This is a genomic window from Bradyrhizobium sp. 23AC, from assembly GCF_054863025.1.
The window spans coordinates 142,871-156,313 of record NZ_JAVAYN010000012.1 but is presented as its reverse complement, the minus strand read 5'-3'; the positions used below and the strand labels follow the sequence as shown (position 1 = coordinate 156,313).

Sequence of the window (13,443 nt, the reverse complement as noted above, 5' to 3'; positions counted from 1 at the left end):
GCGACAGGCCGCCCGGGCGGGAACTTCATAGACCCCTGGGGCGACATTTTTGCCAATTCGGGAGCCGACCTTGATCATCACCCGCCGCGCCTTCACCACGATGCTGTCGCTGACCGGGCTTGCCGCGGTCGCCGGGTTCTCGCCGCTGCGGCTCATCTCCGACGCCATGGCGCAGTCGGCTGCCGACGTCGCCAAGCCCGTGTCGCTGCCCGACATGGCGCTCGGGCCCAACGATGCCGCCGTCACCATCACCGAATACGCCTCGATGACCTGCCCGCACTGTGCCGCCTTCAACGAGCAGGTGTTCCCGAAGATCAAGAAGGAATACATCGACACCGGCAAGGTGAAGTACATCTTCCGCGAGTTCCCGCTCGACATCAAAGCCGCCGCGGGCTCGATGCTGTCGCGCTGCATCGCCAATGGTGATGGGCCGAAATACTTCGCCGTCACCGACATGCTGTTCCGCCAGCAGAACGACTGGGTGGTGAAGAACACCACCGAGACCCTGACGCGGATCGGCAAGCAGGCCGGCCTCACCCAGCAGCAGGTCGAGGCCTGCCTGAAGGACCAGGCGCTGCTCGACAAGATCGCCGCCGACCAGAAATATGCCAGCGACGTTCTGAAGGTGGATTCGACGCCGACCTTCTTCATCAACGGCGAGAAGATCAAGGGCGAGGCCTCGTTCGAGGAATTCGCCAAGAAGATCAATCCGCTGCTGAAGAGCTGATTCGCACGCCCCAATTCTGATTCGCATCTCGAAAGCCGTATCTTTCCCGGCATAAATCCCTTGGGAAAAGCGGCTTTCGCCGGTTGCCCTCGCGGCGCACCGCAGCCATTGTCCAGCCGCATGAGGCGCCTCGCGCGACTCGCCCGGATAGCGACACTGCCTTCCATGGTATTGTCCCGGCAGGGGGATTCGCGCCTGCCAACAGAGATGCGTGCTTATGAAAATCACCCGCCTGCGACTTCACGGCTTCAAGTCCTTCGTTGAGCCCACGGACTTCGTCATCGAGCCCGGCCTGACCGGCGTGGTCGGACCCAACGGCTGCGGCAAGTCGAATCTCGTCGAAGCGCTGCGCTGGGCGATGGGTGAGACCTCGTATAAGTCGCTGCGCGCCGCCGACATGGACGCGGTGATCTTCGCGGGCTCCGGCAACCGTCCCGCGCGCAACCACGCCGAAGTGACGATGACGATCGACAATGCCGATCGCACCGCGCCGGCGGCGATGAACGACAGCCAGTTGCTCGAAATCTCCCGCCGCATCGAGCGCGAGGCGGGGTCGGTCTATCGCATCAACGGCCGCGACGTACGCGCCCGCGACGTGCAGATCCTGTTTGCGGATGCCGCCACCGGCGCGCGTTCGCCGGCTCTCGTCCACCAAGGCAAGATCGGCGAGATCATCCAGGCCAAGCCCGAGCAGCGCCGTCGCGTGCTGGAAGACGCTGCCGGCGTCGCCGGTCTGCACGCCCGCCGCCACGAGGCCGAGCTGCGGCTGAAAGCGGCCGAAACCAACCTCACCCGCGTCGAGGACGTGATCGGCCAGCTCGCAGGACAAATGGAAGGCCTGAAGAAGCAGGCCCGCCAAGCCGTGCGCTACCGCGAGGTCGCGGCCAAGGTCCGCAAGGCCGAAGCTACTCTGTTTCATCTGCGCTGGATCGGCGCCCATGCCGACGTCAACGAATCCGGCCAGACTCATGATCTCGCGGTGCGCGAGATGGCCGAGCGCACCCAGCACCAGGCCGAAGCCGCCCGCATCCAGGCGATCCGCGCCGCCGAAATGCCGGCGCTACGCGATGCCGAGGCGCGCGCCGCTGCAGGCTTGCAGCGCCTGACCAATGCTCGCGAGCTGCTCGACCGCGAGGAGGAGCGCGCCAAGGAGCGCGTCGCCGAGCTCGAGCGCCGCCTCGCCCAGTTCGAAGGCGACATTTCCCGTGCTCAGCAACAAACCATGGACGCCGACGTCGCGCTGCAGCGGCTCGACACCGAAGATTCCGAACTGAAGGAAGAGATCAAGTCGCGCGTCGAGAAGCGCTCGGGCGTCGACGAGCGCGTCGGCGAAGCCGAGGCGGTGCTGACCGAAACCGAGCAGCAGTTCGCCGAGCTCACCACCGCGCTGGCCGACCTCACCGCCAAGCGCAACCAGCTCGAGGCCAACGTCCGCACCCACCGCGACAAGCTCGCCCGTCTCGACCAGGAGATCGCGAACGTCGCTGCGGAAGAGCAGAAGCTTGCCGCCGAGACCGGCGGCTTCGGCGATCTCGACGAGCTGACCGCGACGGTCGAGACCGCGGAGCAGACGCTGGCCGCCTCGGAAGCCGCAGCGCAAGCGAGCGAAGCCGCCCACGTCGCGGCACGCCAGACGCTGGAATCCTCGCGCTCGCCGCTGGTCGAAGCCGACAAGCGCGCACAGCGGCTCGAAACCGAGGCGCGCACGATCTCCAAGATCCTCAACGGCGAGACCAAAAATCTGTGGCCGCCGATCATCGACGGCATCACCGTCGACAAGGGCTTTGAAAAGGCCATCGGCGCCGCACTCGGCGACGATCTCGATGCCCCGATCGACCCGTCGGCGCCGATGCGCTGGACCAACGTCGGCCAGACCGACGGCGATCCGGAGCTGCCCGAAGGCGCCGTGCCGCTCGCCAATCATGTGCAGGCGCCGGCCGAGCTGACACGCCGTCTGGCCCAGATCGGTGTGGTGCCGCGCGAGCGCGGCGCCGAGCTGGTCTCGCAGCTCAAGACCGGCCAGCGGCTGGTCTCGCCCGAAGGCGACGTCTGGCGCTGGGACGGTTTTGTTGCCGCGGCGCATGCGCCGACCGGTGCCGCGCGGCGCCTTGCCGAGCGCGCCCGTCTCGTCGACATCGAGAACGAGCTGGAGCAGGCCCGCATCGACGCGCAGATCAAGCGCCAGGCGCTGGAGAATGCCGAGTCCGAGCTGCAGATGGCGGCCAGCACGGAAGGCGCCAGCCGCGAAGCCTGGCGCGCCGCGCAGCGCGAGCTCAACGTCGCGCGCGAGCGCCATGCCACCGCCGAGCGCGAGATCAGCCGTCACGCCGCGCGTAAGGCGACGCTGTCGGAAGCCCACAGCCGTCTCGCCGCCGACCGCGCCGAGGCCGAAGCTGCGTATGAATATGCCGAAGCCGGAATCTCCGAGCTGCCGTCGAGCGAGGACACCGAAACCCGTCTCGCCGCGGTCCGCAGCGACATCGAAGGCCATCGCCGCATGGCCGCCCAGGTCCGCGCCGAGGCGCAGGCGCTGGCGCGCGAGGCCGAGCTCGCCGACCGCCGCGTGCAGGCGATCCTGGCCGAACGCACCGAGTGGCAGAACCGCAAGGAGAGCGCGGCCTCCCACATCGACACCATCCAGGCCCGTATTGCCGAGCTCACGATCGAGCGCAGCGAACTCGAAAACGCGCCGCAAGTGTTCGCGGAAAAGCGCAGCGCACTGATCACCGAGATCGAATACGCCGAGAACGATCGCCGCATGGCCGCCGACGCGCTTGCGACCGCCGAGACCGCGATGGCCGAGACCGATCGCGTCGCCAAGCTGACCTTGGAGGCGCTCTCCAGCTCCCGCGAGGCCACCGCCCGCGCCGAGGAGCGCATGGAAGGCGCGCGGCGCCGGCTCGAGGATATCGAGCGCGAGATCCGCGACATGCTTGAAGTCGAGCCGCAGGCTGTTGCCGGCCTCGCCGAGATCGAGCCCGGCGCGGAGCTGCCGCCGCTGCACGACATCGAGGAAGACCTCGAAAAGATGCGCCGCGACCGCGAGCGCCTCGGCGCCGTCAATTTGCGCGCCGAGGAAGAGCTGCGCGAGGTCGAGACCCAGCACAACGGCCTCGTCACCGAACGCGACGACCTGGTTGAGGCCATCAAGCGTCTGCGCCAGGGCATCCAGAGCCTCAACAAGGAGGCGCGCGAGCGGCTTCTGACCTCGTTCGAGGTGGTCAACAACCACTTCAAGCGCCTGTTCGTCGAGCTGTTCGGCGGCGGCGAGGCGGCGCTGCACCTGATCGAGAGCGACGACCCGCTGGAAGCCGGCCTCGAAATCATCGCAAAGCCGCCGGGCAAGAAGCCGCAGACGCTGTCACTGCTCTCGGGCGGCGAGCAGGCACTGACCGCGATGGCGCTGATCTTCGCGGTGTTCTTGACCAACCCGTCGCCGATCTGCGTGCTGGACGAAGTCGACGCGCCGCTCGACGACCACAACGTCGAACGGTACTGCAACCTGTTGCACGAGATGACCGGTTCGACCGACACGCGCTTCATCATCATCACGCACAATCCGATCACGATGGCACGGATGAACCGCCTGTTCGGCGTCACCATGGCCGAGCGCGGCGTCTCGCAGCTGGTGTCGGTCAGCCTGTCAGAGGCGGTGGACATTCTCGACCAGAACGTGGCGTGATATCCTTGGCGTCATTCCGGGGCTCGCGAAGCGAGAACCCGGAATGACGTGAGGTTGACGATGATCTCGCCCACGCTCCCTCCTGAACTCAAGGCCGCCCTCGACGGCAAGCTGCAGGGCTTCTCCCGCACCGACGCTGCACAGCGGTCGCAGAAAATCTCGACCGCCTATCGCGCCGGCGGCGGCTCCGGCACGATCAAGTCGGACGCCGATGCGCTCGCCTATGCGCTCGCGCGCATGCCGGCGACCTACGCGGCCGTCGCCGCAAGCCTGAATGCGCTGACCGAGATTGCGCCCGATCTCGCCCCGGAAACGTTGCTCGATGTCGGCGCGGGCCCGGGCACCGCGAGCTGGGCTGCCGCGGAGGCCTTTTCCTCGCTGCAAGAATTCACCCTGCTCGACGCCAACGCCACGCTCAGCCGGCTCGCGCTCGAGCTGGCGCGCGACAGCTCGCGATTGGCGGAGTGCCGCTATTTGCCGGGCGATGCAGGCGGCAACCTCACGGAAGCTTCGCAAGCCGATCTCGTCATTGCCAGCTACGTCATCGGCGAACTCACCGAGGCCGACCAGCGCAAGCTTACCGAAGCGATGTGGGCCAAAGCCCGCCAGGCGCTGGTCGTGATCGAGCCCGGCACGCCGGCCGGCTACGCCCGCATCCTCGCGCTGCGCCAGCAATTGATCACGGCTGGCGCTTACGTCGCAGCCCCCTGCCCGCACGAAAAGCCCTGCCCGCTCACCGCGCCCGACTGGTGCCATTTCAACCAGCGCCTGCCGCGCTCGCAGGCGCACCGCCAGATCAAGGGCGCCGAGGTGCCGTTCGAGGACGAGCGCTTCATCTACGTCGCCCTGACCCGCGCGCCGCCCGCAACGCGCGCCGCGCGCGTGCTGGCGCCGCCGGATGTCGGCAAGGCCGAGATCACGGCGAAGCTCTGCACCGAGGATGGCGTCGCCATCACAAGGGTGCCTCGTCGGGACAAGGCCGCCTATGCTGGGGCACGCCGCTGGCGCTGGGGCGACGCTATTCTGTCCGAAAGTTAACCTCGTTCCGGACTTTTGCCTTGAACGCGGGCGGCTCCACATTCGACCAAGTCTTACCTCCCCTCTGCGCCGGGCTCTCGTCCTGCGCCAATTTGGTCTAGGCTAGCGCCCGCCTTCTTCCCCCTTCAGGAGTTCTCCATGTCGACCGGCTGGATCGTTCTCGGCGTCATCGTCGTCCTCGCGCTGTTCGCGTTCAGCGCCTACAACCGCCTGGTGGCGCTGAGCCAGCGCGTCGGCCAGGCCTTTGCCGATATCGACGTGCAGCTCAAGCAGCGCCACGACCTGATCCCGAACCTGGTCGAGACGGTGAAGGGCTACGCCTCGCATGAGCGCGGCACGCTCGACGATGTCATCAAGGCGCGCAACTCGGCAATGTCGGCGCAGGGTCCCGCGCAGGTGTCCGCGGCCGAGAACCAGCTGTCCGGCGCGCTCGGCCGGCTGATCGCGCTGTCGGAGGCCTATCCCGACCTCAAGGCCAACGCCAATTTCCAGCAACTCGCATCCGAGCTTTCCGACCTCGAGAACAAGATCGCGGCGAGCCGCCGCTTCTTCAACAACGCGGTCCAGGAATACAACACCGGCATCCAGCAGCTGCCCGCCGCTTTGTTCGCCGGCATGTTCGGCTTCACCAGGAAGGACTTCTTCGATCTCGGCGCCAGCCGCACCGAGGTCGAGGCCGCGCCGCAGGTGAAGTTCTGATCTTGAGCCGATAGGCCGGCAGGGCACCCGCGTCATGGCCGCGTATGGTCTCTACACGCACATCGCCTCGAACAAGTTTCGTTCGATGCTGCTGCTCGCCGGCCTGTTCATGCTGGTCTACGTGCTGGTCTATGCCGGCGCGTTGGTCGCCGAAGTCGTCATCAACGGCAATGAGACCGTCGTCTATTATCTGAGGCGCGCCCTCCACGATCTGATCGTGGCCGCACCGGTTGCGACCATCGTGGCGGCGGCCTGGGTCGTGATCGCCTATTTCTTCCACCAGTCGATGATCGACGCGGTGACCGGCGGCCACGACGTCACGAGGCAGGAGGAGCCCCGGCTCTACAATCTGCTGGAAAATCTCTGCATCTCGCGCGGCATCACCATGCCGAGGCTGAAGATCATGGAGAGCCCGGCGCTGAACGCGTTCGCGACCGGCCTCAATCCCAGGCAATATTCCATCACCGTCACCACGGGTCTCCTCAACGCGTTGAACGACAAGGAGATCGAGGCGGTGCTGGGCCACGAGCTGACCCACATCAAGAACGGCGACGTGCAGCTGATGGTGGTCGCCGTCATCATCGCCGGCGTGGTCGGCTTCTTCGGCGAATTGTTCTTCCGCCTGTTCACCAATTTCAATTGGAGCTCCGGCTCCGGCGGCTCATGGTCCTCGGGCTCCTCCTCGTCGTCGCGCTCGTCCTCGTCATCGAGCGACAACAAAAGTTCCGGCGGCGGCGCGGTAATCGTGATCATCATCGCGATCGTGCTGATCGTGGTGGCCTGGCTGCTGTCCCAGGTGGTCAAGCTCGCACTGTCACGTTCGCGCGAATATCTCGCCGACGCAGGCTCCGTCGAGCTGACGAAAGATCCCGATGCGATGATCTCGGCGCTGCGCAAGATCGAGAATCGCGGCGAGCTGCCCGGCGCAACCTCGGCCGTGATGGAGCTCTGCGTCGACAATCCCCGCGAGGGCTTTGCCGATCTGTTCGCGACCCATCCCTCAGTGCAGTCACGGGTCGACGCGCTGGTCAAGTTCGCCGGCGGCCACGATCCGGGCCCGCTGCCGCCGACCGAGGCAACGGACGAGCCCGAGGCGCAAGCTGACCCGCAGGACGCCCCATCGCCGCGGCGTCATGGCCCGTGGGACGATGCGAGCGGGCCGGCCGCTCCGCCGCCCCTGCCCGCACCCGGCTCCTCGGAGACCGCGAGCAGCAAGCCTACAGGCGATCTCATGGGTCCCTGGGGCCGTCATTAAGCACGCGATGTCCCGCCATGCGCGGTGGGTTTCGCCGCGATTGGGAAAAACTTCGGGAATTGCCGTATCGACATGCCGAGGAATTGAATTCTCCCTTGTTTCTGCCATGTTCGCGCCCAACAGCAGACTTGGGACATCCTTGGGGCATCCTTGGGACATCGATTTGGGGCCCGGCCGATTGCGACCCGCGATCGGGGGCGCGCGTTAGGGGACAGCAATGGCAAAGCCGGCAGTGGTTGTGGTGGGCGCGGACAAGGGCGGGGTCGGCAAGACCACGGTATCGCGGACCTTGCTCGATTATTTTTCCGCCAACAACGTGCCGACGCGCGCCTTCGACACGGAATCGCCGCGCGGAACCCTGAAGCGCTTCCACCCCGACATCACCGAGATCGTCGACATGACGACGACATCGGACCAGATGAAGATCTTCGACACGCTCAACGCGGTGAGCCCGTCGGTGACCGTGATCGACGTTCGCGCCGGCCTGCTCTCGCCTGCGCTGGCTTCGCTGCGCGACATCGGTTTCCTCGACGCCGCCAAGGCCGGCCAGATCACGTTCGCGGTGTTCCACATCCTCGGGCCCTCGATCGCCTCGCTGGAGGAGATCGCCGAGACCGCCGGCTTCATGACCGGCGCAAAATATTTCCTGGTGAAGAACTTCATCAACGACACCCAGTTCTTCCAATGGGACCAGGCGACCTATAATTCCTACTTCCACCGCATCAAGGACGCGACCGAGCTGACCATCCCCAAGCTCAACGAAATGGCCTATGAGCAGGTCGAGGTTTCGTCCGTCCCGTTCCTGAAATTCGTCGCCAACAAGGGCATCAGCGACGAAGCCGCGAACTATTCCTTCGTGCTGCGCGGCTATGTCCGGCACTGGCTGGCGAATGTCTGGAGCGAGTTCGACCGGATCCGGCTGACTGACATCGTGGGGTCGAAGCCCGTCACCCGCAACAGCGAAAAATAGTTGCGCAAGCAGGGCTGATACGGCTGGATTGGTCGCCAGGTTCGACTGATATAGCTGCCGATGCCCGCAACGCCCGTCTACATCATCTGCTCGCCCCGCCCGCAGGTCGGCAAGACACTGCTGGCGCGGCTGCTTGCCGAATTTCTGCTGCTCAAGAACGGCAATGTCGCGGCCTTCGACGTTAATCTGAAGGAACCGTCGCTGCTCGACTACCTGCCAAAGATCACGGAGACCGCCGACGTGATCGACACCTACGGCAAGATGCAGCTGATGGACCGCGTCATCGTCGATGACGGCATGGCCAAGGTGATCGACCTCGGCTTCCACGCCTTCGACGAGTTCTTCAAGATGACCGACGAGATCGGCCTCTTGAAGGAGGCTGCGCGCCGCAACGTCGCACCACAGATCCTGTTCGTCGCCGACACCGACCGAGCCTCGGCCCGCGCCCACGAGATGCTGCGCGGGCAGATCCCGCGGATGAACCTGATCACCGTGGACAATGAATATGTCGTGCGCGGCGAGCTGCCGGTCGCGATGGCCGGCGGCCGCCTGTTCCGCCTGCCCGCGTTGCCCGGCTTCCTCAAGACTTATGTCGACCGGCTGAACTTCTCCTTCACCGGCTATCTGCGCCAGGAGAAGGACGCCTCGACCGAGCTGCACCAATGGACCCGGCGGAATTACTTTGCCTTCCGCGAGCTCGAGCTCAACCTGATCCTCCAGCGATCCTAGATAATTTCACCCGGATAATATTGACTACGGGCTCGAGCGGGCTTATTGAGGCGGGCATCGGTATCCCCTCAGCAAGGCCCATCACCGTGAGCATCGACCGGAAAGCAGCGATCGCCGCCTACAAGGAGCGAAAGACCATTGCGGGCATCTTCGTCGTGCGCTGCGCGGTCTCGGGCGAGGCCTGGGTCGGCCAGGCGCCGAACCTCGAGACGATCCAAAACCGCATCTGGTTCTCGCTACGCCAGGGCAGCCACACCTGCCGCAGCCTTCAGGCTGCCTGGAATGCGCATGGCGAGGCCGGCCTGACCTTTGGCGAATGCGAGCGCCTGGAGGATGAGGAAACCGCCTATGTCAGGAACGCGCTCCTGAAGGAGCGCCTGCTGCATTGGCGGGATGAACTGAAGGCCGAGGCGATCTGAAGATCGCGTCGACCTCTCAGTGTCCCTCGAACGTCATCAGCGTGCGCACAGGCACGTCCATGGCGCGCAGCTTGGCGGCGCCGCCGAGCTCGGGCAGATCGATGATGAAGCAGGCGGCGACGACGTTGGCGCCGATCTGGCGCAGCAGCTTCACCGCGCCTTCCGCGGTGCCGCCGGTGGCGATGAGGTCGTCGACCAGGATGACGCGCTCGCCGGGCTGGATGGCGTCGACATGCATCTCCATCTCGTCGATGCCGTATTCGAGCGAATAGGCGATGCGCACGGTGGTGTGCGGCAGCTTGCCCTTCTTGCGGATCGGCACGAAGCCGGCCGAGAGCTGGTGCGCCACCGCACCGCCGATGATGAAGCCCCTCGCCTCCATGCCGGCGACCTTGTCGATCTTGTTGCCGGCCCAGGGGTTGACGAGCTCGTCGACCGCGCGGCGGAACGCGCGCGCGTCCGCGAGCAGGGTCGTGATATCGCGGAACATGATCCCGGGCTTGGGATAGTCGGGAATGGTGCGGACGCTCGCCTTGATGTCGTGGTCAAAGGTCATTGGTGCCTCTCAATCGACACGCGCATCCAACCGGAACGCGTTTTCAACAATACGCAAGCCCACCTCATTGCTGAGCGACATCAGCGATTCCGGGTGGAATTGCACGCCGGCGACCGGCAGCGTCTTGTGCTCCAGCGCCATGGCGACGCCGTCCTCGGTGCTGGCGGTGACGGACAACACCTCCGGCATGCTGTCGCGCTCGACATAGAGCGAGTGATAGCGGCCGATGACGATCTCGTTCGGCAGATTGCGCATCAGCCGACCGCCGCGCACCTGCACCCGCGAGGGCCGGCCATGGGCGGGATGGGTGAGCTGGCCGAGCTCGCCGCCGAAATATTCGCCGATCGCCTGCACGCCGAGGCAAACGCCGAACACCGGCAGCTTCTTCTCCAGCGCCGCATCGATGGTCTTCTTGATCCCGAAATCCTCCGGTCTGCCGGGGCCCGGCGACAGCACCAGCAAATCCCATGTCTTCCGCTTGAGCATGTCGAGCGCGTGCACATGGCGGACCACGGTGACGTCAGCGCCGACCTGGCGGAAATAATCGGCGAGCATGTGCACGAAGCTGTCGTCGTGATCGATCAGCAGCACCCGCTTGCCCGAACCGGTCGCATCCGGCGCAAAGGTCGACAACGGCTTCGGCGGATCGCCGCGCAGCGCCTGGAACAGCGCGGCGGCCTTGACCTGGCATTCGCGGTCTTCTGCGGCCGGATCGGAATCGAACAGGCAGGTGGCGCCGACGCGCACTTCGGCGAGACCATCCTTCATACGGATGGTGCGGATGGTGAGGCCGGTGTTGATGCTGCCGTCGAAGTTCACCGCGCCGATCGCGCCGGCATACCAGCGGCGCGGCGAGCGCTCGTGATCCTCGACGAACTGCATCGCCCACAGCTTGGGCGCGCCGGTGACGGTCACGGCCCAGGCGTGGGTGAGGAAGGCGTCGAGCGCGTCGAAGCCGGGACGCAGCATGCCCTCGACATGATCGACGGTGTGAAACAGCTTTGAATAGGTCTCGATCTGGCGCCGCGCCAGCACCTTGATCGTGCCGGGCACGCAGACGCGCGCCTTGTCGTTGCGGTCGACGTCGGTGCACATGTTGAGCTCGAACTCGTCTTTCTCCGAGTTCAGGAGCTGGCGGATCTGCTCGGCGTCGCCGATCGCATCGCTGCCGCGCGCGATCGTGCCCGAGATCGGGCACGTCTCGACCCGGCGCCCGTCCGAGCGCACGAACATTTCCGGCGAGGCGGAGACGAGAAATTCGCCCTCACCCAGATTCATCAGCGCGCCGTAGGGCGACGGGTTGATGACGCAGAGGCGCTGGAAGACTTCAGCCGGCGAACGATCGCAAGGCTCGGCGAACAGCTGCCCAGGCACCGCTTCAAAGAGATCACCGCGGGCGAAGGCCGCACGCGCGGTCTCGACCGTTGCCTGATATTCGCCGGGCGCGTGATCGGCAAAACCCTGCCGCGGCGTCTTCAGATAAGGACTCTCGGCGGTCTCGCGCGGCAGGCCCTCGGTGGATTTGCCCTTCCAGGCAAAGTCGTACGAGAGCACCACGCCGCGGCCGGTGGCGCGGTCATAGGCCAGCAGGCGATCGGGCACGTAGAGCACGATGTCGCGCTGGTCCTGCTCGCGCGCGCGCTTCTGCACGAGGTCCTCGATCTGGAACACCAGGTCGTAGGCGAAGGCACCGAACAGGCCGAGCAGCCCGTCGTCATTGGCCGAGAAGGCGGCGACGAGATCTCGGACCAGCGACATCACGCTGGCACGCCGCGTGCGCTGGTCTTCCTCGACCGGCGCATCGCCGCGGATGATGTGGCCGGCAAGGCGCGTCGTGGTCTTCTCGGAGATGACGACGCAGGGCTCGCGCAGCACATCGGCCAGGAAGGCGATCAGCACCTGCCCGCGCTCGTTCAGCGCTTCCAGCTTGAAATTGACGCCTGATGTCTCGAGCTTGAGCGGCGGATCGGAGAAGCCGAGGTCAAAGCTCTCGTAGCGGCCGGGTACAGTCGTGCCCGAGGACAGCACCACGCCGCGACGGCGGTCGAGCAAATTGATGAGATCGTCGAGCCGGCTCGCGCCGCCGGTGAATTGCTCGGCCACGCGCGTGATCGCGAGACCCGCGCGGGTCACGTAATCGCTTCTGGCCGGGAGGGCAAAGACTGTCCTGTTCATATGATCCTCTTGGGGTCCTCTTACGAGACTTGCCGAGGAAACGCCACACAGGACAAACGATCAGGCCGCCGCACTGCGTTGGCGACCTCAGACGATTTGGGAAAGGAAAATCGCACCGGCCACCTCGTTAGGAGGTGCGCCACCAAAGACGGGCTGGGCGGACGGCGGTGCTCATGGGGCGGATACTCACCATGGCACGGGGACGGCGTCAAGGGCGGCCGCGGCAGTAGCCCGGATGGAGCGCAGCGCAATCCGGGGGCGTGCCACAATGGAAGTCCCCGGATTACGCTGCGCTCCATCCGGGCTACAGGCTGGGTCAGGCAGCGCTGTTACCGCCGAGATGATTGGCGAAGAACTTGATCGCCCGGCCCCAGGCGAGCTCGGCGGCCTCGCGGTCGTGCACGGCCTGGCGCTGCTCGTTGACGAAGGCGTGCTCGGCGTCATAGCGGAACAGCTCCAGCGACTTCCCGGCGGCCTTCATGGCCTTCTCGAAGCCGCCCACCAGCTCCGGCGTGCACCAATCGTCCTTGTTGGCGAAATGGGCCTGGAGCGGGATCTTGACGTCGGCGGGCTTGGCCGCTTGCTCCGGCGGGATGCCGTAGAACACGACGCCGGCCGCGAGCTCCGGCACATGCACCGAACCGATGATGGTGACGGCGCCGCCGAGACAGAAGCCGGTCAGCCCGACCTTGGCACCGTTACGCGACAGATATTGCGCGGCGCCGCGCACGGTCTGCGTGGTGGCGTCCATGAAGTCGAGCGAGTTCATCTCCTTGTTGGCGCTGTCCGTGTCGTGATACGGCACCACCTTGCCCTTGTAGAGATCGGGCGCCAGCGCGTCGAAACCGGCCAGCGCGAAGCGGTCGCACAGACCCTTGATCTGGTCCGAAAGGCCCCACCATTCCTGGATCACGACCACGCCCGGCGCGTTGCCGCGCGCGGCATTGGCGAGATAGCCCGAGGCGTCCTTGCCGTCCGGGCGCTTGAAGGTGATGGCGGTTCCCATGGTATCCTCCGATGAGTTCTTGGGGGAGCGGTTGGTGGCATTTTGGCGGGTGCATGCGAATGACGCAATCACCGCGCAAACAAACTCTCGTGCCCAGGATGCTGCGCAGCGCGCCGCCCCTTGCGGCGTGATGCGCTGCTGATCCGGGGCCCAGCTACGGGCATTCCGGGTCCCGACTCGCGCTTCG

General features: G+C 65.8%; 11 protein-coding genes. 8 read left to right on the top strand and 3 right to left on the bottom strand.

What is annotated here, in order from left to right; all coding sequences use genetic code 11:
* The first annotated feature begins 70 nt into the window (after positions 1-70).
* The 8 genes from RAD10_RS25765 to RAD10_RS25730 all read left to right on the top strand — a co-directional run bounded on the left by RAD10_RS25765 (position 71) and on the right by RAD10_RS25730 (position 9,519).
* Entirely contained in the window at positions 71-727 is a 657-nt protein-coding gene (locus RAD10_RS25765; protein ID WP_091956077.1) for a DsbA family protein, read from the top strand.
* Positions 728-944: 217 nt separating this feature from the next.
* On the top strand, positions 945-4,409 hold the full coding sequence (gene smc / locus RAD10_RS25760; protein ID WP_461619693.1) for a chromosome segregation protein SMC: 3,465 nt from the start codon (positions 945-947) through the stop codon (positions 4,407-4,409).
* A 60-nt stretch (positions 4,410-4,469) separates the two neighbouring features.
* A complete protein-coding gene (locus tag RAD10_RS25755; RefSeq protein WP_461619692.1) occupies positions 4,470-5,447 on the top strand; it encodes a small ribosomal subunit Rsm22 family protein in 978 nt (325 codons plus the stop codon).
* 138 nt (positions 5,448-5,585) lie between these two features.
* Positions 5,586-6,146, top strand: a complete 561-nt coding sequence (locus RAD10_RS25750) for a LemA family protein (RefSeq protein WP_018323315.1) — start codon at positions 5,586-5,588, stop codon at positions 6,144-6,146.
* Positions 6,147-6,180: 34 nt separating this feature from the next.
* Positions 6,181-7,401 carry a M48 family metallopeptidase gene (locus tag RAD10_RS25745; RefSeq protein WP_461619691.1) on the top strand — a complete coding sequence of 407 codons (1,221 nt, stop codon included), beginning with the start codon at positions 6,181-6,183 and terminating at the stop codon, positions 7,399-7,401.
* A 217-nt stretch (positions 7,402-7,618) separates the two neighbouring features.
* Positions 7,619-8,371 (top strand): P-loop NTPase family protein, encoded by a 753-nt coding sequence (locus RAD10_RS25740; RefSeq protein ID WP_018323313.1) that lies wholly within the window; start codon positions 7,619-7,621, stop codon positions 8,369-8,371.
* Between the two features lie 60 nt (positions 8,372-8,431).
* Positions 8,432-9,100 (top strand): P-loop NTPase family protein, encoded by a 669-nt coding sequence (locus tag RAD10_RS25735; protein WP_461619690.1) that lies wholly within the window; start codon positions 8,432-8,434, stop codon positions 9,098-9,100.
* A gap of 86 nt (positions 9,101-9,186) precedes the next feature.
* Positions 9,187-9,519: a GIY-YIG nuclease family protein gene (locus RAD10_RS25730; RefSeq protein WP_461619689.1), complete on the top strand. Its 333-nt coding sequence runs from the start codon at positions 9,187-9,189 to the stop codon at positions 9,517-9,519.
* A 16-nt stretch (positions 9,520-9,535) separates the two neighbouring features.
* Here the strand turns inward: RAD10_RS25730 and RAD10_RS25725 are convergent, their stop codons facing one another.
* The 3 genes from RAD10_RS25725 to RAD10_RS25715 all read right to left on the bottom strand — a co-directional run bounded on the left by RAD10_RS25725 (position 9,536) and on the right by RAD10_RS25715 (position 13,256).
* Complete coding sequence (locus RAD10_RS25725; protein WP_018323310.1) at positions 9,536-10,075, bottom strand: adenine phosphoribosyltransferase; 540 nt, start codon at positions 10,073-10,075, stop codon at positions 9,536-9,538.
* A 9-nt stretch (positions 10,076-10,084) separates the two neighbouring features.
* Positions 10,085-12,250, bottom strand: coding sequence for an anthranilate synthase component I (locus RAD10_RS25720; RefSeq protein ID WP_461619688.1), 2,166 nt, complete (start codon positions 12,248-12,250; stop codon positions 10,085-10,087).
* 316 nt (positions 12,251-12,566) lie between these two features.
* The gene (locus RAD10_RS25715; RefSeq protein ID WP_179735145.1) at positions 12,567-13,256 is read right to left on the bottom strand and encodes a dienelactone hydrolase family protein; all 690 of its coding nucleotides are present in this window, start codon (positions 13,254-13,256) and stop codon (positions 12,567-12,569) included.
* Positions 13,257-13,443 lie beyond the last annotated feature (187 nt).